This window comes from Pseudomonas sp. 9.2(2024) (assembly GCF_039695385.1).
Taxonomy (GTDB): Bacteria; Pseudomonadota; Gammaproteobacteria; order Pseudomonadales; family Pseudomonadaceae; genus Aquipseudomonas; species Aquipseudomonas paraglycinae.
The window spans coordinates 733,247-756,584 of the sequence record NZ_CP155585.1; the positions used below are offsets into that span (position 1 = coordinate 733,247).

General features: G+C 61.3%; 13 protein-coding genes. 7 read left to right on the top strand and 6 right to left on the bottom strand.

Annotated features, from left to right (window positions below; genetic code table 11):
* Positions 1 to 121 precede the first annotated feature (121 nt).
* The 4 genes from selO to ABFB52_RS03320 form a co-directional block, all read right to left on the bottom strand.
* Positions 122 to 1,585, bottom strand: coding sequence for a protein adenylyltransferase SelO (selO, locus tag ABFB52_RS03305; protein WP_129972300.1), 1,464 nt, complete (start codon positions 1,583 to 1,585; stop codon positions 122 to 124).
* A 48-nt stretch (positions 1,586 to 1,633) separates the two neighbouring features.
* Positions 1,634 to 4,987 carry a mechanosensitive channel MscK gene (gene mscK / locus ABFB52_RS03310; protein WP_085746445.1) on the bottom strand — a complete coding sequence of 1,118 codons (3,354 nt, stop codon included), beginning with the start codon at positions 4,985 to 4,987 and terminating at the stop codon, positions 1,634 to 1,636.
* Between the two features lie 34 nt (positions 4,988 to 5,021).
* Complete coding sequence (locus tag ABFB52_RS03315) at positions 5,022 to 6,764, bottom strand: potassium/proton antiporter (RefSeq protein WP_085667701.1); 1,743 nt, start codon at positions 6,762 to 6,764, stop codon at positions 5,022 to 5,024.
* Between the two features lie 233 nt (positions 6,765 to 6,997).
* On the bottom strand, positions 6,998 to 8,623 hold the full coding sequence (locus ABFB52_RS03320) for a methyl-accepting chemotaxis protein (protein WP_129972301.1): 1,626 nt from the start codon (positions 8,621 to 8,623) through the stop codon (positions 6,998 to 7,000).
* Positions 8,624 to 8,903: 280 nt separating this feature from the next.
* On the opposite strand from ABFB52_RS03320, the gene ABFB52_RS03325 reads away from it, so the two are divergent.
* The 3 genes from ABFB52_RS03325 (at position 8,904) to ABFB52_RS03335 (ending at position 11,471) form a co-directional block, all read left to right on the top strand.
* A complete protein-coding gene (locus ABFB52_RS03325; protein WP_064592964.1) occupies positions 8,904 to 9,134 on the top strand; it encodes a hypothetical protein in 231 nt (76 codons plus the stop codon).
* Entirely contained in the window at positions 9,131 to 9,433 is a 303-nt protein-coding gene (locus ABFB52_RS03330; protein ID WP_007952314.1) for a cell division protein ZapA, read from the top strand. The genes ABFB52_RS03325 and ABFB52_RS03330 overlap by 4 nt, the downstream gene beginning before the upstream one ends.
* Positions 9,434 to 9,533: 100 nt before the next feature.
* Positions 9,534 to 11,471 (top strand): methyl-accepting chemotaxis protein, encoded by a 1,938-nt coding sequence (locus ABFB52_RS03335; RefSeq protein ID WP_129972302.1) that lies wholly within the window; start codon positions 9,534 to 9,536, stop codon positions 11,469 to 11,471.
* A 231-nt stretch (positions 11,472 to 11,702) separates the two neighbouring features.
* Here the strand turns inward: ABFB52_RS03335 and ABFB52_RS03340 are convergent, their stop codons facing one another.
* Both ABFB52_RS03340 and putA read right to left on the bottom strand, forming a co-directional pair.
* Positions 11,703 to 13,505 carry an acyl-CoA dehydrogenase gene (locus ABFB52_RS03340; protein WP_129972303.1) on the bottom strand — a complete coding sequence of 601 codons (1,803 nt, stop codon included), beginning with the start codon at positions 13,503 to 13,505 and terminating at the stop codon, positions 11,703 to 11,705.
* A gap of 165 nt (positions 13,506 to 13,670) precedes the next feature.
* Positions 13,671 to 17,624: a trifunctional transcriptional regulator/proline dehydrogenase/L-glutamate gamma-semialdehyde dehydrogenase gene (gene putA, locus ABFB52_RS03345; RefSeq protein WP_129972304.1), complete on the bottom strand. Its 3,954-nt coding sequence runs from the start codon at positions 17,622 to 17,624 to the stop codon at positions 13,671 to 13,673.
* A 456-nt stretch (positions 17,625 to 18,080) separates the two neighbouring features.
* On the opposite strand from putA, the gene putP reads away from it, so the two are divergent.
* The 4 genes from putP to ABFB52_RS03365 all read left to right on the top strand — a co-directional run bounded on the left by putP (position 18,081) and on the right by ABFB52_RS03365 (position 23,141).
* Complete coding sequence (gene putP / locus ABFB52_RS03350) at positions 18,081 to 19,565, top strand: sodium/proline symporter PutP (RefSeq protein WP_102716940.1); 1,485 nt, start codon at positions 18,081 to 18,083, stop codon at positions 19,563 to 19,565.
* A 227-nt stretch (positions 19,566 to 19,792) separates the two neighbouring features.
* Positions 19,793 to 21,808, top strand: a complete 2,016-nt coding sequence (locus ABFB52_RS03355) for a type VI secretion system tip protein VgrG (protein WP_129972305.1) — start codon at positions 19,793 to 19,795, stop codon at positions 21,806 to 21,808.
* The gene (locus ABFB52_RS03360; RefSeq protein WP_129972306.1) at positions 21,753 to 22,505 is read left to right on the top strand and encodes a DUF4123 domain-containing protein; all 753 of its coding nucleotides are present in this window, start codon (positions 21,753 to 21,755) and stop codon (positions 22,503 to 22,505) included. The genes ABFB52_RS03355 and ABFB52_RS03360 overlap by 56 nt, the downstream gene beginning before the upstream one ends.
* Before the next feature lie 318 nt (positions 22,506 to 22,823).
* Positions 22,824 to 23,141, top strand: coding sequence for a hypothetical protein (locus ABFB52_RS03365; RefSeq protein WP_102716942.1), 318 nt, complete (start codon positions 22,824 to 22,826; stop codon positions 23,139 to 23,141).
* The last annotated feature ends 197 nt before the right edge of the window (positions 23,142 to 23,338 follow it).

Here is a 23,338-nt window from a genome sequence, read left to right on the forward strand (position 1 = left end):
TGTGTTCAGAGTCGTGGCCTTTGCACTCTGAGCATGTCGCGCGGCTTTTTCAGCCGGCGCTGTCATCTAGCAGGTTGCCTGACGGGAGGGTGCACGGCTCCAAGACAGGAGACCGTGCGCTTCATGAGGAACAACTGATCTCCAAATGCTTGCCCCACTCCGGCGGCCGTTCCGCGTAGCTCTCCATTCCAGGCTGTTCCTCGAATGGATTGCTCAGCACCGCATGCAACCGGCGCACTTCTGAATAGTCACCCTGCTCGGCGGCATCAATAGCCTTCTGCGCCAGATAGTTGCGCAGGATGTACAGCGGATTCACCGCATGCATCCGCGCACGGCGCTGTTCCTGATCGGTCGCGCCATCGCGTGCGACGCGGGCGACATAGCGCTCGCCCCAGGCATCGAAACCCTTGATATCGACGAAGTCATCGCGCAGGCGAGCGACGGCCTGTTCGGCTGACTCTTCGCCCAGGCGGCGAAAGAACAGCGTGTAGTCGACGCCGCTGTTCTGCATCAGTTGCAGCAGTAGCTCCAGCAGTTGCTGGTCGTCGTCCTCGGCGGTGGTGAAGCCGAAGCGGCGGCGCATCAGGTCGAGGTAATGGGCCTGGAACAGCGGCAGATACAGGCCGAGGGTTTCGCGCAGGGCTTCGACGCTGATGAACGGCGTCAGGGCCTGGGCCAGAGCGCTGAGGTTCCATTGGCCGACCGGCACCTGATTGCTGAACGAGTAGCGGCCCTGATCATCGGAGTGGTTGCAGATGAAGTTCGCGTCGAAATCGTCGAGGAAGGCGAACGGTCCGAAGTCGAAGGTGATGCCGAGGATCGACATGTTGTCGGTGTTCATCACGCCGTGGCAGAAGCCGTAGGCCTGCCATTTGGCGATCAGTTCGGCGTTGCGCTCGACGATCTCGCGGAACATCGCCAGATACGGCTCCGGCTGTTCCAGGCATTCGGGGTAGTGCATCGCCAACACGTGTTCGCCGAGCAGCTTCTGCTGTTCGGGACGCTTGGTGTAATAGAAATATTCGAAATGGCCAAAACGGATGTGGCTCGGCGCCAGGCGCAGCACCATGGCGGCGCGCTCCTGTTTCTCACGCCACACCGGAGTGTCGGAGCCGATCACGCAGGCGGCGCGTGAAGACGGGATGTTCAGCGCATGCAGCGCTTCGGACGCGAGAAACTCGCGGATCGACGAACGCAGCACAGCACGACCATCGCCCATGCGCGAGAACGGCGTCTGCCCGGCGCCCTTCAGATGCAGGTCCCAGTGCTCGCCGGCCGCGTTGTAGACCTCGCCCAGCAACAACCCACGACCATCGCCCAGTTGCGGGGTGTAACCGCCGAACTGATGCCCGGAATAGACCATCGCCCGCGGCTCGGCATCGGCCCACAACTTGTGGCCGCCGAACAGTTCGGCAAATTCCTGGGTGTCGGCCACCGCCGGGTCGAGATCCAGCAGCACCAGGGCCGCAGGGCTGGCCACCACCAGTCGAGGATTGTCGATCGGTTCAGGCAGTACATGGGCCGAGAACGCATCGCCCAGGCGGGCGAAGCGGTTGTCGAAGGTCAGTTCGTCGAGGGCTTTCAAGGGCCGGCTCCAGCAGAATGTCCGAGCATTCTGCTGGGATTAGCCGGGTTAGTCGAGTTTGGCCGGCGGCGGTTCCTGCAAGGGTTTCTGGTCATCGCTGACCGGCACGATGGTTTTGGTTTCCGGCTCGATCGGCACCATCTTGTATTCCTGACCGTGGAGGTTCTTCAGGTAAACCTCCATCTGGCGGAACGAAATGTTGATGTGCTGCTTCTTGAACTCGCGGTTGATGAAGCGGTTGACCTCATCGAGTACCGGGTTGCGGTCGCCGAGATCGCGCACATGCATGCGCAATTCGTGGTCGAGAGTGCTTTCGCCGAAGTTGAGGAAGTACACGTGCGGCTCGGGTTCCTTGAGCACACGCGGGTTTTCCCGGGCGGCCTTGAGCAGCAGTTCCTTGACCAGATCCAGATCCGAACCGTAATCGACGCCCAGTTTCAGGGTCACCCGGGTGATGGTGTCGGTCAGCGACCAGTTGATCAGTTGCCCGGTGATGAACGTCTTGTTCGGGACAATGATGTCCTTGCGGTCGAAGTCGGTGATGGTCGTGGCGCGGATGCGGATCTTGCTCACCGTACCCGAGAGGTTGCCGATGGTGATGGTGTCGCCGATCCGCACCGGGCGTTCGAACAGGATCATGATGCCGGAGATGAAGTTCGCGAAGATCTCCTGCATGCCGAAACCGAGGCCGACCGACAGCGCTGCCACCAGCCATTGCAACTTGTCCCAGCTGACGCCGAGGGTCGACAGGGTCGAGACGAAACCGACCCCGGCGATCACGTACGACAGCAGCGTCGTGGTCGCGTAGGCACTGCCCTGGGCCAGATTGAGTTTCGACAAAACGAACACTTCAAGCAGGCCCGGCAAGTTGCGGGCGAGCGCGAAGGTGATGCCGATGATGATCAGCGCGCCGAGCATGTCGCCGATGCTGATCGGCACCATGCTCATGTTGGCGCCGGTGCCGCTGGTGTATTCGTAGAGGGTGATGTTGTCGAGGTACGAAAACACCGTGATCAGGTCGGCCCAGACCCAGTACAGCGCGGCGATGAAGCCGCCGAGCAGTGCCAGACGGATCAGGCGCAGAGACTGTTCGTTGACCTTTTCGATGTCCAGGGTCGGCTCTTCGATCACCGCTTCGCCGTCGCCGGCTTCCTTCGCGGCCTGACGTTTGGCCAGGGCGCGCTGGTAAGCCAGGCGACGTGCCGCGACCGCGAGGCCACGGACGAAGGTGGCTTCGATCACCAGCCAGAACATCAGCAGGTACAGGGTGTTGATCAAGCGGTCGCTGAGCTTCAGCGCGGTGTAGTAGTAGCCGAAGCACACGGCGACGAACAGCGCGATGGGCAGCAGGGTGAACATCACGCCCACGGCCTTGCGGAACAGCGAGGCGTTTTCGTGGGTCGGGCTGCTGATCAGCAGGCGGCTGAGCAGCCACGCCATCAGCGCATAGCAGGTCAGCACAACCGGCATGCCCAGCACATCGTCGGCCAGCGCCGCCGGTTGCAGCTCGGCGACCGCCACCACCGCCACCAGCGCCATGACCACCAGTCCGAGGCGACGCACCCAGCCTTGCAGGAATTCGACCTGCGGCTTTTCCCAGCGAAAGTGCAGTTCCGCCACGCCGCCCGGCGCGAGGATCCGGTAAGCGGTGTAGAACACCAGCCACGCCTGGGCCATTTGCAGCAGCGCCGCGCCCATGTTGGCGTTCTGCCCGCGGGCGTCGATCTGCAACGCCAGCCCGCACAGGGCCAAGCCCAGCGCGACTGGCATCGCCAGCAGAATATTGATCAGGATCGCCTGTGGCGTATGCCACTGGCTGTCACGCTTGAAGTGGCCGATATCCTGGTGAACCTTGTTCAGGCGCGAATACAGTTGCTTGCGGCGCCACAGCAGCGCGCCGATCAGCAGTGCCAGCGGCAGGAACAACAGCGGTCGCTGGGTCAGGCCGTCGGTCAGTTCGCTGAAGCTCGAGGCCAGCGGCAACGTGTCGATCTGACGCTTCAGGCGCTCCGGCACGCCGCGCATCCATTCGGTGTCCAGTGGCTTGTTGCTCGGAATCCAGAACATCTGCTCGTCGAGGGTCGCGCGCAGGCTTTGCGCAGTGCTCAGCAATTGTTTCTGGTTCAGTTGCAGGGTGATCGATTCGTTGAGCATCGCGCTCAACTCGCGACTCAGCCGTTCCAGCAGATCGACGCGAGTGTTGGCCAGCTCCAGCAGACTTTTGCGCAGTTGCGGCGTGACTTGCTCCGGCGGCTGGGTGGACAGCAGGTTGTCGACGTAGGTCGCCGGATTGCTCAGCTGTTCGCGCTGCTGGTTGATTTCGAACTGGTACAGGCGAATGTCGGCGATCTGGTCCGCCAGGTCGCGGTCGACCTTGAGGCGCGGCAGCGCCTGTTTCTGTTTATAGAGAATCTTCGACAGCAGCAGGCTGCCCTTGAGCACGTTGATCTGCTCGTCGAGGGCCGAATCGCTCTGGGTCACGCTGTCCAGTTGCTGCTTGGTCTGCAGGTTCTGCTGGGTCAGTTCGTTGAGACGGTCGGTGCTTTTGAGCAGGTAGTCGGAGAGCTTGAGGTTGGCCGCGCTTTCCGTGGCGAGCAGGGCGCTGCTGCCGGACTTCTGGGCCTCGATCGACTGCTGCGTCACGGTTTCCTGCGACAGGGTCAGACGTTTCTGGTTGATCAGGGTTTGCAGCTCCTGAATCTCACGATCCAGACGGTCGGACTTTTCCGAAAGCAGGTCATGCTGGCTGTTGCCCAGATCCTGCAATTGGTTGTTGCCGGCCAGCTCCTGACGGCGCAGCGGGATCAGCGCGTTCAAAGCGGCCAGTTCGGCGTTGAGCAGGTCGCGCTGCTCGGCGCTGACGGTCTTGCCGGCGTCTTTGCCGGTCTTGAGGATGTTGTTGATCTGCTGGATGCGCGTCTGGCTGCTGGAAATCTCGGCCTGGGCACGCTCGGGACGGGTCTGGGCGGTGATGATCAGGCTATTGGCGTCGGCCAGGGCCTTTTGCAGATCGCTTTGCTGGGTCGAGCGCTCGGTGAGCATCTGCTCCAGCTGCTGGATGTTTTCCTTCGGGAAGCGCTGCGCCACCGGCACCACGGCGCTGGCCTTGAGGCGGGTCAGTTCGCGCGAATTCTCGATGGTCTGCTTCGGCGCAGTGGCCAGTTGCTGCTTGAGGTCAATCAGCTTCTGTTCATAGTCACGCCGGTTGTTGAGCTGATTCAGCGTGTTTTGCAGGACCGTTTGCAGGGCCTTCTTGTCGGCCTCGGGCAGTTTGCTGTCGGTGAGCTTGTCCAGGCTGGCCTGCACGGCGTCGCTGGACGGCGGTTCTGCGGCCTGCAGCGGGCCGACAGTGAGACTCAGGCCCAGCAGGGCCGCGAGGAAAAAGGAGCGCAGGGTAGGCATAGAGACCGGTCAAGCAAGTGAGAGTGAACGCAGTTTAGAGGAAGAGCCCGGGGCCCGGGCGACTTCCTTCGGGGAATCTGACGCCCACTTTGGCGATCTTGTTCCCGTCCATGACCGCAACCGTCCAGTGGGTGTTGTTCCATTCCACCTGGTCGCCAACGATCGGTGCACCGCCGACTTTCTGGGCAATGAAGTGGCCCAGGGTCATGTCCGGATCGATGCCTTCGGCGGGCAGGCCGTACAGGGCGGCAACCGCTTTGAGCTGGGCGTCTCCTTCGAGTACGAAGTCGCCGAAGAAGCGCAGATCGAGGCCGCGTTGCGGTGCCTGGCTGAACAGTTTTCCGAGGGCCGGAAGGTTGTGTTCATGGCCGATAACACACAGTAAATCATCGACTTCCAGCACCGTACTACCCGACGGATGGAGCAGTTGCTGACCACGAAACAGGGCGGCGATACGCGTGCCTTCGGGCATTTTCAGCTCACGCAGCGGTGAACCGATGCACCATTTTTCCGCGCCGAGCTTGTAGACGAATAGCTCCCACTCGCTGGTGACGTGGACTTCGAGCGCTGCCCGCGAAATCGGCGCCGGCTCCGGCGGTACCGTCACCTTGAGCAGCTTGGCCACCCACGGCAGGCTCGTGCCCTGCACCAGCAGCGACACCAGCACGATAAAGAACGCGAGGTTGAAGTACAGCTGCGCATTTGGCAGCCCGGCCATCAGCGGGAATACCGCCAGAATGATCGGTACCGCGCCGCGCAGACCGACCCAGGAAATGAACGCCTTTTCGCGGCCATGGAAGGCCTTGAACGGCAGCAGCCCGACCAGCACCGACAGCGGCCGCGCGAACAGAATCATCCACAGCGCCAGACCCAGCGCCGGCAAGGCGATCGGCAGCAGATCATGCGGAGTGACCAGCAGCCCCAGCACCAGGAACATGCCGATCTGCGCCAGCCACGCCATGCCGTCGAGCATGTGCAGAATGCCGTGACGGCTGCGCACCGGCCGGTTGCCGATCACCAGACCGCACAGGTACACGGCGAGGAAGCCGCTGCCGTGCAGGGCGTTGGTCAGGGCGAACACCACCAGACCGCCGGCGATCACCAGAATCGGATACAGGCCGGCGGCCAGATTGATCCGGTTGACCAGTTGCAGCATCAGCCAGCCACCGCCCAGACCGATCACACCACCGATGCCGAACTCGCGGATCAGGTGGGTCAGCAGGCTCCAGTGCAGGCCGGTCTGGCCGCTGGCGAGCATGTCGATCAGGGTCACGGTGAGGAACACTGCCATCGGGTCGTTACTGCCGGATTCGATTTCCAGGCTGGCGGTCACCCGCTCGTTCAGGCCCTTGCCGCCAAGCAGCGAGAACACCGCCGCGGCATCCGTGGAACCGACGATGGCGCCGATCAGCAGGCCTTGAATAAGGTTGAGATCGAACAACCACGCGGCGGCCATGCCGGTGAGGCCGGTGGTGATGAGTACCCCGACCGTCGCCAGCGACAAAGCCGGCCATAGGGCCACGCGGAAACTGGACACCCGGGTGCGCAAGCCGCCGTCGAGCAGGATCACCGCCAGCGCGAGGTTGCCGACCAGATAGGCCGTCGGGTAGTTATCGAAAATGATGCCGCCGCCATCGACCCCGGCAGTCATGCCGACCGCGAGGATGATCACCAGAATCGGGATGCCGAGACGGGAAGAAAGGGAGCTGACAAGAATGCTTGCGCCTACCAGCAACGCGCCGATCAAGAACAGGCTGTTGATGGTCGTCGCATTCAAAGGCAGTACTCCAGAAGCGGAAAGACGGGCACAAACTGACCATGCAGTCTGCGTGCCAGCGATTCTAACCTGTTGAAATGTGATGCTGTCAAAAAGGTTTTTCAGCTTGGCGCATGATCGTTCCCACGCTCCGCGTGGGAATGCCTTAATGGACGCTCTGCGTCCGCTTCTGGGACGCGGAGCGTCCCGGGCTGCATTCCCACGCAGAGCGTGGGAACGATCAACGCAGAGGGTTAGAGGCTAAACCGCCCAACCATATTGTTCAGATCCAGCGCCAGGCGCGACAGCTCGTTACTCGCCGCACTGGTCTGATTCGCGCCCGTCGCCGACTGCACCGACAGATCGCGGATGTTCACCAGGTTGCGATCCACTTCCCGTGCCACTTGCGCCTGCTCTTCAGCAGCGCTGGCGATCACCAGGTTGCGCTCGTTGATTTCGACGATGGCCGTGTTGATGGTGTCCAGCGACAGACCGGCGCCACGGGCGATGTTCAGGGTCGACTCGGCGCGCTCGGTGCTGTTGCGCATCGAATCCACGGCGTGTTCGGTGCCGCTCTGGATGCTGCCGATCATGCGCTCGATTTCGCTGGTCGACTGCTGGGTGCGGTGCGCCAGTGCACGGACTTCGTCAGCCACCACGGCAAAACCGCGACCGGCTTCACCGGCACGGGCCGCTTCGATGGCGGCGTTGAGCGCGAGCAGGTTGGTCTGGTCAGCCAGGCCACGGATCACGTCCAGCACCTTGCCGATGTCGCGGGATTCGTTGGCCAGGTCGCCGATCAGGGTCGCGGTGCTCTGCACATCGGCGCTCATGCGTTCGATGGCGCTGACGGTTTCCTGCACCAGATCGCGGCCGTCGCCGGCGGAGGTGGTGGCGTTCTTCGAAGCTTCCGAGGTGCTGACGGCGTTGCGTGCAACTTCTTCCACCGCGCTGGTCATCTCGTTGACCGCCGTGGCGGCCTGCTCGATTTCGTTGTTCTGCTGGGTCAGGCCTCGGGCGCTTTCGTCGGTGACGCTGTTCAGCTCTTCGGCGGCGGAGGCCAGTTGGGTGGCCGAGCCGGAAATCCGCTGCAGGGTGTCGCGCAGCTTCGACTGCATCTTGGCCATGGCCGCCAGCAGGCGCCCGGCTTCGTCGGTGCCGTCCACGTGGATCAGCTGGGTCAGGTTGCCTTCGGCGATGGTTTCCGCTGCATCGAGTGCCTTGGCGATTGGCTTGGTGATGCTGCTGGTCAACAACCAGGCGAACAGGAAGGTCAGGCCGGTGGCGATGATCAACAGGGTCACGACCAGATTGAACGACATCGAATACTGATCCGTGGCGCCCTGATTGGTCTCGGCGATCTGTTGGGTGTTGATCTCCAGCAAACGCGCGAGAGCGGTATTCACCGCTTCGGAATTGGCGAGCAAATCGGTGTTGAGCATCTGCCGCAGTTCGTCGATCTGATTGTTGCGTGACAGAGTCTTCATCCGGTCTTCGAGCTGGCGGTACTGTGCCAGCAACTGCACGTACTGATCGTAAGCCGCGCGTTCTTGCGGGCCATCGATCAGCGGCTCGTAGGCGCGTTGCGCGTCGGTGATCTGCCGGTTGCGCAAATCGAACAGCTCGATGGTTTTTTGCTGGACGTCTGGCTCGCGGTTGATCAGCAACCGATACGACAGCACGCGCAGGCGCAGGGTCAACTGGGTGAATTCGTCGAGGGCCTTGATCGAAGGCACGCTGGCGGTGGCGATGTCTTCGCCTGCTGCGCGGATCTTGCTCATCTGGTTCAGGGCGAACACACCAAGAATCAGCATCAGGCCGCCGATCAGGGCGAAACCGGTGAACGCCCGGGGGGCGATGTTCATATTGCGAAGGGACATGGAGGCGGATACCAGGGAAGGGCCGCATCCGTGCGGGCTGAGACTGCTGTTGGGTGACTTATCGGTCATACGACTAAAGTCTTGAGGTGGTGTGCGTATTTGTCGCATCCGCACGCAAGCGACGAAGTGCAGGAACCAGATTGGCAGATGACAGTCTCTAAGACTCGCAAGAACGGTCGAGCCGCCAGGAAAATCAAGGCCTTGCGCCGGTTTAACCCTGGCGTCAACGACGACTTTTCTTTATCGTACGCGCCCTTTGAAAAAGCCCCGGAAGATCAAAATGTTGGAAGCATCCCTCAGCCAATTGGAACAGCTCGTCAGCGACCTGGTGCAACAAAACCAGACCCTGTCGCAAACCAACCAGACCCTGTCCACGGAACTGGCCCAGGCCAAGGATGAAAACGAAAGCCTGCAACTGAGCCTGATGGAACAGGAAGAAAAGCACGGCGCCACCGCCGCGCGCATCCAGGCCCTGGTTGATCGAGTCAACGCAGGTCCTGTCAGCGCATGAACCACGGCACAGCAGGGGTAAAAGTCATCTCCATCATGGGGGAGGACTATTCGATCAAGGCACCGGCCGGGGAAGAACAGACTCTGCTGGACGCCGCATTGATGCTCAAGGCCGCGCTGGCCGATACCAAGCGCAAATACCCGACCCTGATCGGCGATCGCCTGCTGGTATTGGCGGCGATGAATCTGTGCTCGCAGCAGATTGAAATGAAGAAGCAGCATCAGGAAGAACTCGAGCGTTACCAAGAGCAAGTCAGCGCCACGGTCGAGACCATCGCCAAGACCATCAATCAGGGTTGATGGGGTTGCGCACAACCAAAGAATAAGATTGTCGATTGGTTTGTATACAATCGGCACGGCTGTTGCAGTGTTTCAGCCTCTTATTCTTTGGGGGTGCTCCATGCAGTTCTGGCGTCGCAGTATTCAATGGCAGCTGATCCTCGGTATGGGCACCGCCCTGCTGGTCAGCATTCTGATCGTGGTTGGCATTTATACCCTGGTGGTCAACCGCCTCGCCCAGAGCTATCTGGTCGAACAGGCGCTGCCGTCGAGCATCGAAGCGACGCGCAACGACATCGAACGAATCCTCGTTCAGCCCCTTACCGCCGCCAAGGACATCGCCAGCAACACCATGGTCCGCGACTGGCTGGCCAATGGTGAAGGCTCCGCCAAAACGGCGGGCTTCGCGCAGTATCTGGAAGGTATCCGCGCCGAACACAAGGCGTTTACCGCGCTGATCATCGGCACGGAATCCAATCACTACATCACCGAAAAAGGCCTGGATCGCACCCTGAGTCGCGACAAACCGGCCGATGCGTGGTTCTACTCCTTCCTCGACAGCAATCAGCCGCGAACTCTGAACATCGACAACGACGGAGCCACCGGAGAGCTGGCGCTGTTCATCGATTTGAAGGTGGAGGAGGCCGGCAAAGTGGTCGGTGTCGCGGGCCTTGGTCTGAGTATGAAAGAGCTGTCGGAGCTGATTCACAACTTCAGCTTCGGCGAGCGCGGGAAGGTCTATCTCGTGCGTTCCGACGGTCTTATCCAGGTCCATCCCGAGGCACAGTTCAGCGGCAAGCGCACCTTGAGCGAGCAGATCGGGGTCTCGGCAGCACAAGCGGTCATGGGCCATAAAGTCGCCGCCAACAGCAGCTTTCAGCGCGACGGCGAAGATTTCCTCGCCTTCAGCCTGCCTTTGCGCGACCTCGGCTGGACCCTGGTGGCCGAAGTGCCACGGTCGCAGATCTACGCCGAAGCCCGCCGGGCGATGTGGATGAGCAGCGGCATCGGCCTGGTGGTGGCGCTGGTTTGCCTGGCGCTGGTGATCTGGCTGGCCCAGGGGTTGGTGCGACCGATTCGTCAGGTAACAGCTGCATTGGTAGCAATCGGTAGCGGTGGTGGAGATTTGACTCACCGGTTAGATTCCAGCCGCGCCGATGAGCTGGGCGACCTTGCGCGGGGCTTCAACCGTTTCCTCGACAGTCAGCGCGGGATGATCGGCGAAGTGCTGACCACCAGCGAGCGTCTGCGCGTTGCCGTGGGCCAGGTGGCCAGGGTTGTGGATAACACCGCCGAGCGCTCCGGCCGCCAGCAGGAAATGACCGACATGGTCGCCACCGCCGTCCACGAAATGGGCCTGACGGTGCAGGAAATCGCCCAGAACGCCGGTAATGCGGCGCTCGTCTCGCAAACCGCCCGTGATGAAGCGATGCAGGCGCGGGAAGTGGTCGGCGGGTCGATTCGCCATATAGAAAGTATGTCCGATGAAATTGGCGTCGCGGCCGGCGCGGTGGGTGAGTTGGCGCATCAGGTGGCGTCGATTGATCAGGTGCTGGCGGTGATTCGCGGGGTGTCGGAGCAGACCAATCTGTTGGCGTTGAACGCTGCCATCGAGGCAGCCCGAGCCGGCGATATGGGGCGTGGTTTTGCGGTGGTGGCCGATGAAGTGCGCACCTTGGCGCGTCGGACTCAGGCGTCTACCGACGAGATCCAGCAGATGATCGGCAGCCTCAAGCAGGGGGCGGAGAATGCTGTGTCTTCAATGCGTACCGGGCAGGCCGCGACGGGGACAGGAGTTGAGTCGAGCCAGCGTACGGGGGCTTCTTTGACTGCGATTACCGGGCAGGTCGAGCGCATCAGCGACATGAACCATCAGGTGGCGACGGCGACTGAGGAACAGTCGGTTGTGACTGAGGAGATCAACCGTAACGTGCAGGGGATTTCCGATCTGGCCCGGGCGACGGCGGGGGAGGTTCGGGCGTGTCGCGAGGATTGTCAGATGCTGCAGCGTTTGGCGGATGATCTGGCGCGGCAGATGGGTGGGTTCAAGTTGGTTTGAGTGCCAAGAGCCAAAGAGCCCCTCACCCTAGCCCTCCCGAAACGTCGGACCGCCCGGAGGGAGAGGGGACCGATTGGGGGATGCTCTGGAGATGCGTCGACCTGAAAGTGCTTCGCCGAATCCATAATCAAATCGGTTTTTCAGGTCGATGTACGGCGCAAGACACCTCGGTCGGCTCCCTCTCCCTCCGGGCGGTCCGACGTTTCGGGAGGGTTGGGGTGAGGGCCGGCTTTAGAACCACGCATCCTGCATTGCCAGACACGTATCATCCCGCGCCTCCAGCAACGCCAGCTCATGCTGGCACCCCGGCACTTCCCACGTCAGAAAATAACGCGCCGCCTGCAACTTGCCCTTATAGAAGTCGACATCCGCCGCATTCCCCTTGGCCAACCCTTCCTCAGCCCGAATCGCCTGCTCCAGCCAGCGCCAGCCAATCACCGCGTGCCCGAATACCTTCAGGTACAGCGCCGAATTCGCCAGACTGCTGTTGACCTTGCCCTGAGCCAGGTCGGTCAGCAGACCGATGGTCACCGTCTGCAGGCGCGCGACCAGTTTCTCCAACGGCTCACGCAGTGCGGTCAACGATTCGTACGCGACTGCGCGCTCGGCGGTGTCGGCGATCAGTCGAATCAGCTGCTTGAGCCCGGCACCACCGTTCTGCGCCAGTTTGCGCCCGAGCAAGTCCAGCGACTGAATGCCGTGGGTGCCTTCGTGGATGGGGTTCAGGCGGTTGTCGCGGTAGTACTGCTCCACCGGGTACTCGCGGGTGTAACCGTGGCCGCCGAGAATCTGGATCGCCAGTTCGTTGGCCTTGAGGCAGAACTCGGAGGGCCAGGATTTGACGATCGGTGTCAGCAAATCCAGCAGTTCATGGGCCTGTTTGCGCTCGGCCTCGGTTTCCAGCGTAGTCGTGTCATCGAACAGGCGCGCCGCGTACAGACCGAGATCGAAAGCACCTTCTACGTAGGATTTCTGCGTCAGCAGCATGCGTCTGACATCGGCGTGCTGAATGATCGCCACCGGCGCCGTCGTCGGGTCCTTGCTGTCCGGCACCCGGCCTTGCGGACGTTCGCGAGCGTATTCCAGCGAGTACAGATAACCGGCATAACCGAGCATCACCGCGCCCATGCCGACGCCGATCCGCGCCTCGTTCATCATCTGGAACATGTAGCTCAAACCGTGATGCGGCTTGCCTACCAGATAGCCGACGCACTCGCCGTTATCGCCGAAGTTCAGCGCGGTGGAAGTCGTGCCGCGCCAGCCCATCTTGTGGAACAGCCCGGCCAGCAACACGTCGTTGCGCTTGCCGATGCTGCCGTCATCGTTGACCAGAAACTTGGGCACGATGAACAGCGAAATACCCTTCACCCCGGCCGGCGCGTCCGGCAGTTTGGCCAGCACCATGTGCACGATGTTTTCCGAGAGTGGGTGATCGCCGCCGGAAATGAAGATCTTGTTGCCCTTGAGGCGATAGGTGCCGTCGGACGCAGGCTCTGCACGTGTACGAATATCCGACAGCGACGACCCGGCATGAGGTTCGGTCAGGGCCATGGTGCCGAAGAAGCGGCCGTCGATCATCGGTTGCAGGAAACGTTGCTTCTGTTCTTCGGTGCCGAAGCTTTCGATCAGGTTGGCCGCGCCCATGGTCAGGAACGGATAGGAAGTAGAAGCCGCGTTGGCCGACTGGAAGTGGGCAAAGCAGGCCTGGGACAACAGTGTAGGAAGTTGCATGCCGCCAGCGTCGAAACTGCGCGCCGCGTTGAGGAATCCAGCCTCGAGGAAGGCATCCACCGCCGGTTTCACCTCGGGAATCAGAATCGCCTGACCGTTCTCGTAGCGCGGCTCGTTTTCGTCGCCCTTGCGGTTGTGCGGTGCGAAGTACTTCTCGGCAATGTTGCGTGCCGTGCCGATGGCGGCGTCGAAGGTTTCGCGGTTGTGCTCGGCAAATCGCTCGCGCCGGGTCAGGCCCTCGGCATCGAGGACTTCGTACAGCTCGAAAGCCAGATTGCGGGAACTGAGCAGCGTCTCGGACATGGCGGCCTACCTTAAATAAAGTATGCCGCAGTCTAGGGAGGCTTATAAAAATGGGAAAGGAAGATAGATAAGGGTGATGGGGCGGCACAAGTTACAAGCTTCAAGCCGCAAGTAAGAGCAGTTTGCTTTTACTTGCAGCTTGTCGCTCGAAGCTTGCAGCTGCTTTTATCCGATGGTCATCAGGCTGGCGTTACCGCCCGCTGCCGCAGTGTTGACGCTCAACGCGCGCTCGATCACCAGACGCTCCAGCGCAATGTTGGTCTCGCCCTGGGACAGACCCTGGACTCCAACAATGGCGCCAGCACGTTTGGCGATCTGCTGGCAGACCGCACGCAACTGGTCGGAGTGGCCGTGATGCAGAACCGCATCGAACACCACGTCGTCCTTGTTCCAGTCGGAAACCAGTTTGATCCGCGCCTGAATCTCCTTCGGCAGGCGTGCGAACAATGCCTTGCTGGTGTCGGATTCCGGCCAGACCGCCGAACCGCCCACCGCCAGTACCGCCGCGAGTTGGGTCAGCAGATCACCTTCGATGTCCGCCAGGCACAGCACGTGCTCGCGCGGCAGGATCGCGTAGCTGTTCTTCTCGCCGGTCGGGCCGGCCAGTACGCGGGTGATACCGCTTTGCGACTGCGCTGCGTACTGCACGCACAGGGTGCTCAGGTCGGCGAACTTGTTGCTGTCGGCCCAGGCTTTCAGGGCGGTCAGCGGTTTGCTCATGGCGTCGCGCAGACGAACGTCCGGTGCCACGGCAGCATCACCGCGAGCGAAGGATTGTTCGATGGCATCGGTAGGACGCGTCGACAGCAGACGGTACAGGTACAGCGGGCCACCGGCTTTCGGGCCAGTACCCGACAGGCCTTCGCCACCGAACGGCTGGACGCCGACCACGGCACCGACGATGTTGCGGTTGACGTAGACGTTGCCGGCGTTGACGTTGTCGATCACCTTGGCGATGGTCTCGTCGATGCGGGTGTGCACGCCGAGGGTCAGGCCGTAACCGGAGGCGTTGATCTGGGCGATCAACTGGTCGATCTCTTTACGCTTGTAGCGCACCACGTGCAGCACCGGACCGAAGATCTCGCGTTGCAGCTCGTCGAAGCTTTCCAGTTCGATCAGGGTCGGCATGACGAAGGTGCCGCGTTTGACTTCCTCGGTATCGGCGATGGCCACTTGGTACACGTTGCGACCTTTGTCGCGCATGCCCTGGATGTGCTTCTCGATACCAGCCTTGGCTTCGGCGTCGATCACCGGGCCGATGTCCACGGACAGGCGCTCCGGGTTGCCGAGACGGCTTTCAGCCATCGCGCCCTTGAGCATTTCGATGACGCGATCAGCGGAATCTTCCTGCAGGCAAAGGACGCGCAGGGCCGAGCAACGCTGGCCGGCGCTGTCGAAGGCCGACGACACCACGTCGATCACCACCTGTTCGGTCAGTGCTGAAGAGTCGACGATCATCGCGTTCTGGCCGCCGGTTTCGGCGATCAGCGGAATCGGACGGCCCTGGTTGTCGAGGCGACCAGCAATGTTGCGTTGCAGCAGACGGGCGACTTCGGTGGAACCGGTAAACATCACGCCTTTGACGCGCTCATCGCCCACCAGACCGGCGCCGACGGTTTCACCGCGACCCGGCAACAGTTGCAGCACGCCTTCCGGAATCCCGGCTTCAAGCAGCAGGCGTACAGCTTGTGCAGCCACCAGCGGAGTCTGTTCGGCCGGTTTGGCCAGCACCGGATTACCGGCGGCCAGTGCAGCGGCAACCTGACCGCTGAAGATCGCCAGCGGGAAGTTCCACGGGCTGATGCAGACCACCGGGCCCAGTGGGCGGTGGGCGTCATTGCTGAAGTCGTTGCGTGCCTGCACCGCGTAGTAACGCAGGAAGTCGACGGCTTCGCGGACTTCGGCGATGGCGTTGGCGAAGGTCTTGCCGGCTTCACGGGCCAGCAGGCCCATCAGCGGTTGGATCTCGCCTTCCATCAAGTCAGCGGCGCGTTCCAGAATCGCGGCACGTTCGGCCGGCGGGGTGGCCTGCCAGATCGGTGCGGCGTTCAGGGCGCATTGGATTGCGTTGTCGACGTCTTCGACCGTGGCTTCCTGCACGTGGCCGACCACGTCACGCAGATCGGACGGGTTCAGCACCGGTACCGGCGCTTCGTTGCTGGAGGCGCAACCGAGCATCGGCGCAGCTTTCCAGTTGTTGTGCGCGGTCGCCAGCAGGGCACAGGACAGCGAAGCCAGACGATGTTCGTTGGCCATGTCGATGCCGGCAGAGTTGGCACGCTCGGAACCATACAGGTCACGCGGCAGCGGAATGCGCGGGTGCGGCAGGCCGAAACCACCTTCCACGGTCGCCATCTGCTCGATCTGCGCCACCGGATCGGCCACCAGTTCCTGGATCGAAATCGACTGGTCGGCGATGCGGTTGACGAACGAGGTGTTGGCGCCGTTTTCCAGCAGACGACGTACGAGGTACGCCAGCAGGGTCTCGTGGGTGCCGACCGGAGCGTACACACGGCACGGACGGTTCAGCTTGCCTTCGGAGACTTTGCCTACAACCTGTTCATACAACGGTTCGCCCATGCCGTGCAGGCACTGGAACTCGTACTGGCCCGGATAATAGTTCTGACCGGCAATGTGATAAATCGCCGACAGGGTGTGGGCGTTGTGCGTGGCGAATTGCGGGTAGATGACTTCCGGCACCGACAGCAGTTTGCGGGCGCAGGCGATGTAGGAAACGTCGGTGTACACCTTGCGGGTGTACACCGGATAGCCTTCCAGGCCTTCGACCTGAGCGCGCTTGATTTCGCTGTCCCAGTACGCGCCTTTCACCAGACGGATCATCAGGCGATGACGGCTGCGGCGAGCCAGGTCGATCACGTAGTCGATCACGTACGGGCAACGCTTCTGGTAGGCCTGGATCACGAAACCGATGCCGTTCCAGCCGGTCAGTTGCGGCTCGAAGCACAGGCGCTCGAGCAGATCCAGCGACAGCTCCAGGCGGTCGGCTTCTTCGGCGTCGATGTTCAGGCCGATGTCGTATTGCTTGGCCAGCAGGGTCAGCGACAGCAGGCGCGGGTACAGCTCGTCCATCACGCGCTCGTACTGGGCGCGGCTGTAACGCGGGTGCAGGGCCGACAGCTTGATCGAGATGCCCGGGCCTTCATAAATCCCACGGCCGTGGGACGCTTTGCCGATCGAGTGAATGGCTTGTTCGTACGAGGCCAGGTACTTCTGGGCGTCGTGTTCGGTCAGCGCCGCTTCACCGAGCATGTCGTAGGAATAGCGGAAGCCTTTGGCTTCGAATTTGCTCGCATTGGCCAGGGCTTCGGCGATGGTTTCGCCGGTCACGAACTGCTCGCCCATCAGGCGCATGGCCATGTCGACGCCCTTGCGGATCATCGGCTCGCCGCTCTTGCCGATGATGCGGCTCAGGGACGAAGTCAGGCCGGCTTCGTTGTGAGTGGAAACCAGTTTGCCGGTCAGCAGCAGGCCCCAGGTCGCCGCGTTGACGAACAGCGACGGGCTGTTGCCCAGGTGCGGCTGCCAGTTGCCGGTGCTGATCTTGTCGCGGATCAGCGCATCGCGAGTGCCTTTGTCCGGGATACGCAGCAGCGCTTCGGCCAGGCACATCAGCGCCACGCCTTCCTGGGACGACAGGGAGAATTCCTGCAGCAGGCCCTGAACAATGCCTGCACGACCGCCGGCACTCTTCTGGTTACGCAGTTTTTCCGCGATGGTTGCGGCGAGTTTGTTGGTGGCTTCGGCCATCGGCGCCGGCAGGCGAGCCTGCTCGATCAGCATCGGTACCACTTCCGGTTCAGGGCGACGGTAAGCGGCGGTGATCGAGGCGCGCAGCACCGACTGCGGCAGGATGCTTTCGGCGAATTCGAGGAAGCATTGGTGAGCGTGATCGGTGTGGACTTCGCCCGCGTCGTCGGCGTCCTTGGCGGTCAAACCGTTCAGCTCGGTCAGGGTTGCACCACCCTCGAGTTTTTCCAGGTAATTGAAAATTGCCTGCTTGATCAGCCAGTGCGGTGTGCGATCAATCGAGGTTGCGGCGGCCTTCAGGCGCTCGCGGGTCGGGTCGTCAAGTTTGACCCCAAGGGTGGTGGTAGCCATATTTTTATCCTCATAGGTGCCGCAGTTGCGCGACAACAGCTGGCGGCAAGATTAGCCGCGAGCCGAAACAGGTGCAACCGGGTGCAACCCTTTTTTGTCGGAATATTCTGCAGCTCGTCAGGAAATAATTTCTGGTACGAAAGTGCTGCTCTTGCTTGGTGCTTTTGCTTCTAGAAAAGCGTTGTCACTGCGTTAAAAGGGAGCAAAAAGCCACTTCCGTAAGATAAATCCGACTGGGTGCAACTAATTCTCAAGAAACTGGTTGCACCTGTTTTACTTTGTTGCATAGGATTCGCGCCCAAGGTGCAACCGGGGAAACCCGACGCACCGGCCAATGGCTTTCCTGGGGAAACATTGGTCATAAATGCGCGGCCGTGCGAATCGTCTGTCAGACGTCAGTCTGCAAACGGTGCAACCGCCGCCGCTACATAAAAACAAAGCCAGGGCACGTACGTAATGAGCGCAAGCAATCCAACCCTGATCACGTTCGTGATCTACATCGCAGCAATGGTGCTGATCGGCTTCATGGCCTATCGCTCCACCAATAACCTTTCTGACTACATTCTCGGTGGCCGCAGCCTGGGCAGCGTGGTGACGGCATTGTCCGCCGGCGCTTCCGACATGAGCGGCTGGTTGCTGATGGGCCTGCCGGGCGCCATCTACATGTCTGGCCTGTCTGAAAGCTGGATCGCCATCGGCCTGATCGTCGGTGCCTACCTGAACTGGCTGTTCGTCGCCGGTCGTCTGCGTGTTCAGACCGAGCACAACGGCGATGCACTGACCCTGCCGGACTACTTCTCCAGCCGTTTCGAAGACAAGAGCGGTCTGCTGCGCATCATTTCGGCAGTCGTGATTCTGGTGTTCTTCACCATCTACTGCGCTTCCGGCATCGTGGCCGGTGCCCGTCTGTTCGAAAGCACCTTCGGCATGTCCTACGAGACGGCGCTGTGGGCCGGTGCTGCGGCGACGATCGCCTACACCTTCGTCGGCGGTTTCCTCGCGGTGAGCTGGACCGACACCGTACAAGCCACCCTGATGATCTTCGCCCTGCTGCTGACGCCGATCATCGTGCTGCTGGCCACCGGCGGCGTCGACACCACGTTCCTGGCGATCGAAGCGCAGGACCCGAGCAACTTCGACATGCTCAAGGGCACCACTTTCATCGGCATCATCTCGCTGATGGGTTGGGGTCTGGGCTACTTCGGTCAGCCGCACATCCTGGCGCGTTTCATGGCCGCTGATTCGGTGAAATCCATCGCCAACGCCCGTCGCATCTCCATGACCTGGATGATCCTGTGCCTGGGCGGCACCGTGGCGGTGGGCTTCTTCGGTATCGCTTACTTCTCGGCGCACCCGGAAGTGGCCGGTCCTGTGACCGAAAACCACGAGCGCGTGTTCATTGAACTGGCGAAAATCCTCTTTAACCCGTGGATTGCAGGCGTGCTGTTGTCGGCGATTCTCGCGGCAGTAATGAGCACCCTGAGCTGCCAGTTGCTGGTGTGCTCGAGCGCCCTGACCGAAGACTTCTACAAGGCTTTCCTGCGTAAATCCGCTTCGCAAGTGGAGCTGGTATGGGTTGGTCGCGCCATGGTGCTGCTGGTTGCGCTGGTCGCTATCGCCCTGGCTGCCAACCCGGAAAACCGCGTGCTGGGTCTGGTGTCCTACGCCTGGGCTGGTTTCGGTGCGGCCTTCGGTCCTGTGGTGCTGATCTCGGTGATCTGGAAAAAGATGACCCGTGACGGCGCACTGGCGGGCATCCTGGTCGGCGCGATCACCGTGATCGTGTGGAAGCATTTCGAACTGCTGGGTCTGTACGAAATCATCCCTGGCTTCATCTTCGCCAGCCTGGCGATCTACTTCGTCAGCCTGATGGGCCAGCCGAGCGCCGGCATGGTTCAGCGCTTTGAAGCGGCCGAGAAGGATTTCCATCTGAACAAGTGATGGAAATGAACTGAGGCTCACCAGAAAGCGGCCCGTTTCCTACCAGGAAGCGGGCCGTTTTTTTTGCCTGCGATTTTTCTGAAGGCAAAGTCTGTAGTCGAATGCGCCAATTCTTGAAGGGGAGATCGAAGTTTCAAGTAGGGGAAATCTGATTTTTCAGTCACCCAACCTGCCCCCCTTGCCCCTCATGCAGAATCGCCCGCCCTCAATCTGCAGAGAGACATCGGATGTTCGCGCCTGCCAATCAACCGCGTTTCACGTTGACCGTCGAAGGCGCCCTGTTTGACCTCAAAGTCCTTGAGTTCACGGGCAAGGAAGCCATCAGCCAACCCTTTCGCTTTGACCTGGAGCTGGTCAGTGAACGGCCGGATCTGGATCTGGAAAGCCTGCTGCACTGTCAGGCGTTTCTGAGTTTTGATGAAGACGGTTCCGGTATCCACGGTCAGATCTATCGGGTCGGGCAGGGGGATTCCGGCAAGCGTCTGACCCGCTATCACGTCAGCCTCGTTCCGCGTCTGGCCTATCTGGGTCATCGGATCAATCAGCGGATCTTCCAGCATCAAAGCGTGCCGCAGATTGTGACGCAGATCCTCAAGGATCACGCGATCCTGCGCGACGCCTTCGAATTTCGCCTCGGCAGCGATTACCCGCCGCGTGAGTATTGCGTGCAGTACGCCGAGAGCGATCTGGCGTTCATCCAGCGCCTGTGTGCCGAAGTCGGCATTCACTTCCACTTTCAGCACAGCCCGGACGGGCATCTGTTGGTGTTCGGTGACGATCAAACGGTGTTCCCGCGTCTGGCCGAGCCGACGCTGTACCTGCCGGGCAGCGGCACGGCTGCATCGGCACCGGCAATCAAGCGCTTCACCGTTCGAGTGGAAACCCGCACCAGCGTGGTCACCCGGCGTGATTACGACTTCACCAAACCGCGGCTGGCGCTGCAGAGCTGGGTGGAAAGCGACCAGCGCCCGGTGCTGGAGGATTACCACTTTCCCGGCCAGTTCACCGATCGCGCCACTGGCAAGCAACTGGCCCAGCGCACGCTTGAGCGGCATGTCGCCGATTACCGTCAGGCCGAGGGGCGCAGCGATCAATCTGCCTTGGTCAGCGGACATTTCCTGCAACTGGCCGAGCATCCGCGCCAGGATCTGAATGACCTCTGGCTGCTGACCGCAATCGAGCACCATGGCCGACAGCCGCAAGTGCTGGAGGAATCGGTGACCAGCGAGGGTGACGAATTCCAGGGTTACCGTAATACCTTTCTCGCCACACCGTGGGACGTGTTCTTCCGCCCGCCGATGGGCCCGGAAAAACCTCGGATGCTCGGTTATCAGCCAGCCGTGGTCACTGGTCCGCAAGACAGTGAAATCCATTGCGACGAGTATGGTCGGGTCAAGGTGCAACTGGCCTGGGATCGCGACGGCGAACTCAACGAGCATTCCAGTTGCTGGCTGCGGGTCGCCAGCGGCTGGGCTCATGACCGTTATGGCAGCGTGCTGATTCCGCGGGTCGGCATGGAAGTGCTGGTGGGGTTCATCGATTCCGATGCCGACAAACCGCTGGTCATGGCTTGCCTGCCGAACGCCGCCACGCCGGTGCCGCTGGATCTGCCGGCCGACAAGACCCGCAGTATTTTCCGCAGCCAGAGCAGTCCCGGCGGTGGGGGCTACAACGAACTGCGCATCGAGGATCGCAAAGGCGCCGAGGAAATCTACCTGCGGGCCCAGCGAAACTGGACGCAGCATGTGCTGAACGATCAGCAGGTGCAGGTCGATAACCAGCGCAGCGTCGTTGTGACCGGTCTCGCCAAGCATGAACTGAAAGCCGATGAGCAGCGCATCACCCACGGCCAGCGCCAGACCGAAGTGAAGCAGGACGACCACCTCACGGTGACCGGCGACCGGCACATCCGCGTAAGCAATCAGACGATCAACGCCAGTGCTCAATTCCACGTCAGCGCAGGCCAGCAAGTGGTGATCGACGGCGGGGCGAGCGCGACGATTCAGGCGGGCGGGCAGTGGATCAACATCGGCCCCGGCGGGATCTTCAGCAGCGTGCCGATTGTGGTGGGTGGCGCGCCAATGGCGGCGATGAGCGCGGCGCCGACAGTGCCGGGGTTGCCGGAAAAACTGGTGGCGGCACCGGCTGTGATTCTGACTGCGGCGCAAATCATGAGCCTTAAAGGTGATGCGCCGTTCTGCGAAGAATGCGAGCGCTGCAAGGGTGGTGTCTGTGCAGCCTGAACAATGGTTGAAGGATGTGCCGCTGAAGCCGTCGGAGCAGTTGTTCGCGATTTTCAGTAGCGCCAGTGCGGCAGAGCCACTGAAGGCCTGGCCGCTGAAAGCGCAGATGCCGAAACCGGTCTGGGTGGAAACAATTTATGCCGAGTGGGATGCGGTGATGCCCTACGTGGGAATCGTCGACGCGGGCAGTGAGTTTCTGGATTGGGTGGCGACCACGGAGTCTCGGGACTGGGGCTGGCTGACGGTTTCTTCGGCGGGGCTTGAGGCGGTGGTCGAGCACTTTCGCAGTTTGACCCAGGTGCTGATGCCGGACGGGAAAGTGGTGTTCTTCCGGTTTTGGGATGGGCGGTATTTGTTGCCGATCCTTGAGTCGTCCGAGGTGGATGCCGGGCAACTACTACCGGTCCTCACGCGAGGATTGATCAACGGTCAGGCCGCCGAGATAGGGGGTAGAGCGCAGGTCTCGGGTCGAGAGTTTCCTTGGTGGTCGGTGCCGGAAAAACTGCTGGCGCAATTCGGCGAAGATGCCCGGATCAACAACGCCTTGCAGTGGTTGAGCGAGGAGCAACCGGCGTTGTTCGAAGCGTTCCCCGCCGATGTCTTGCGCTGCAAGGTTGTCAGGTTTTTTGCGGTTTCAGCGTCGGACGAATCGTCGGCTTCGGCACTGCTGGACTACTTGCGGGACGAATCAGAGTGAAATTTCCGGGCAAAGGCTTCGGACGTTTCCTGCGAGTTGCGGCGGTTTGCGTGAACTGGTGGGCGCGCTGGTGCGGGGATAGTCTTTGGCTGTCACCGCAAATTCGGTGACAGGGCGTGGAAGCCCTTTTATCGTTAGGCGCGTCAAACTGCACCAGTCAGGCGTTTTTGTCGTTTGAGTTTTTGGTGGCTGTGCGCGGGGCGCTTTCGAGTGCGCCGGGTGCCTAACGTCCCGGTCTTCCACACCTGCGTACAGCCGCCACCTAATGCGTGGAAGTGAGAGTTGGCGGCTCCACCCAATACGTTAGGAGTGATTCCAGTGCCAACATTGAAACCCGATCCACCCTACGAGCCCTTCATCCCCCACCCCGACAACCGCCTCATGGCGCTGACCAGTAACTGCAACGACATGCCCACGCTGTTCATCGATACCCACGCCCCGCTCGACATCCTAATGGACGCCGCCAACTACCGAATCCGCGCGGTAATCCAGGTCCTGGAAAACATGTGCATGCGCGGCTCGGTCGAGTGCGACTCGGTCATCCTCAGCGACTTCGCCCAGCTCTGCGTGATTCCGTTGCGTGACGGCTGTGATGTCTTGGATGTGATTGGCCGCAGGTTGCGTGACCGGCCTTAGATCCCCAACCCCTCACCCTAGCCCTCTCCCAAGGGTAGAGGGGACCGACCGAGTTGTTTGGGTCATGTACGCCGACCTGCGACTTCGGTGGTGAACTTCGCTTGGCCAAGCTGAGGTCGCGGTGATTTTTCAGGTCGATGCAAACCGAAAGATCACCTCGGTCAGTCCCCTCTCCCTCCGGGAGAGGGCTAGGGTGA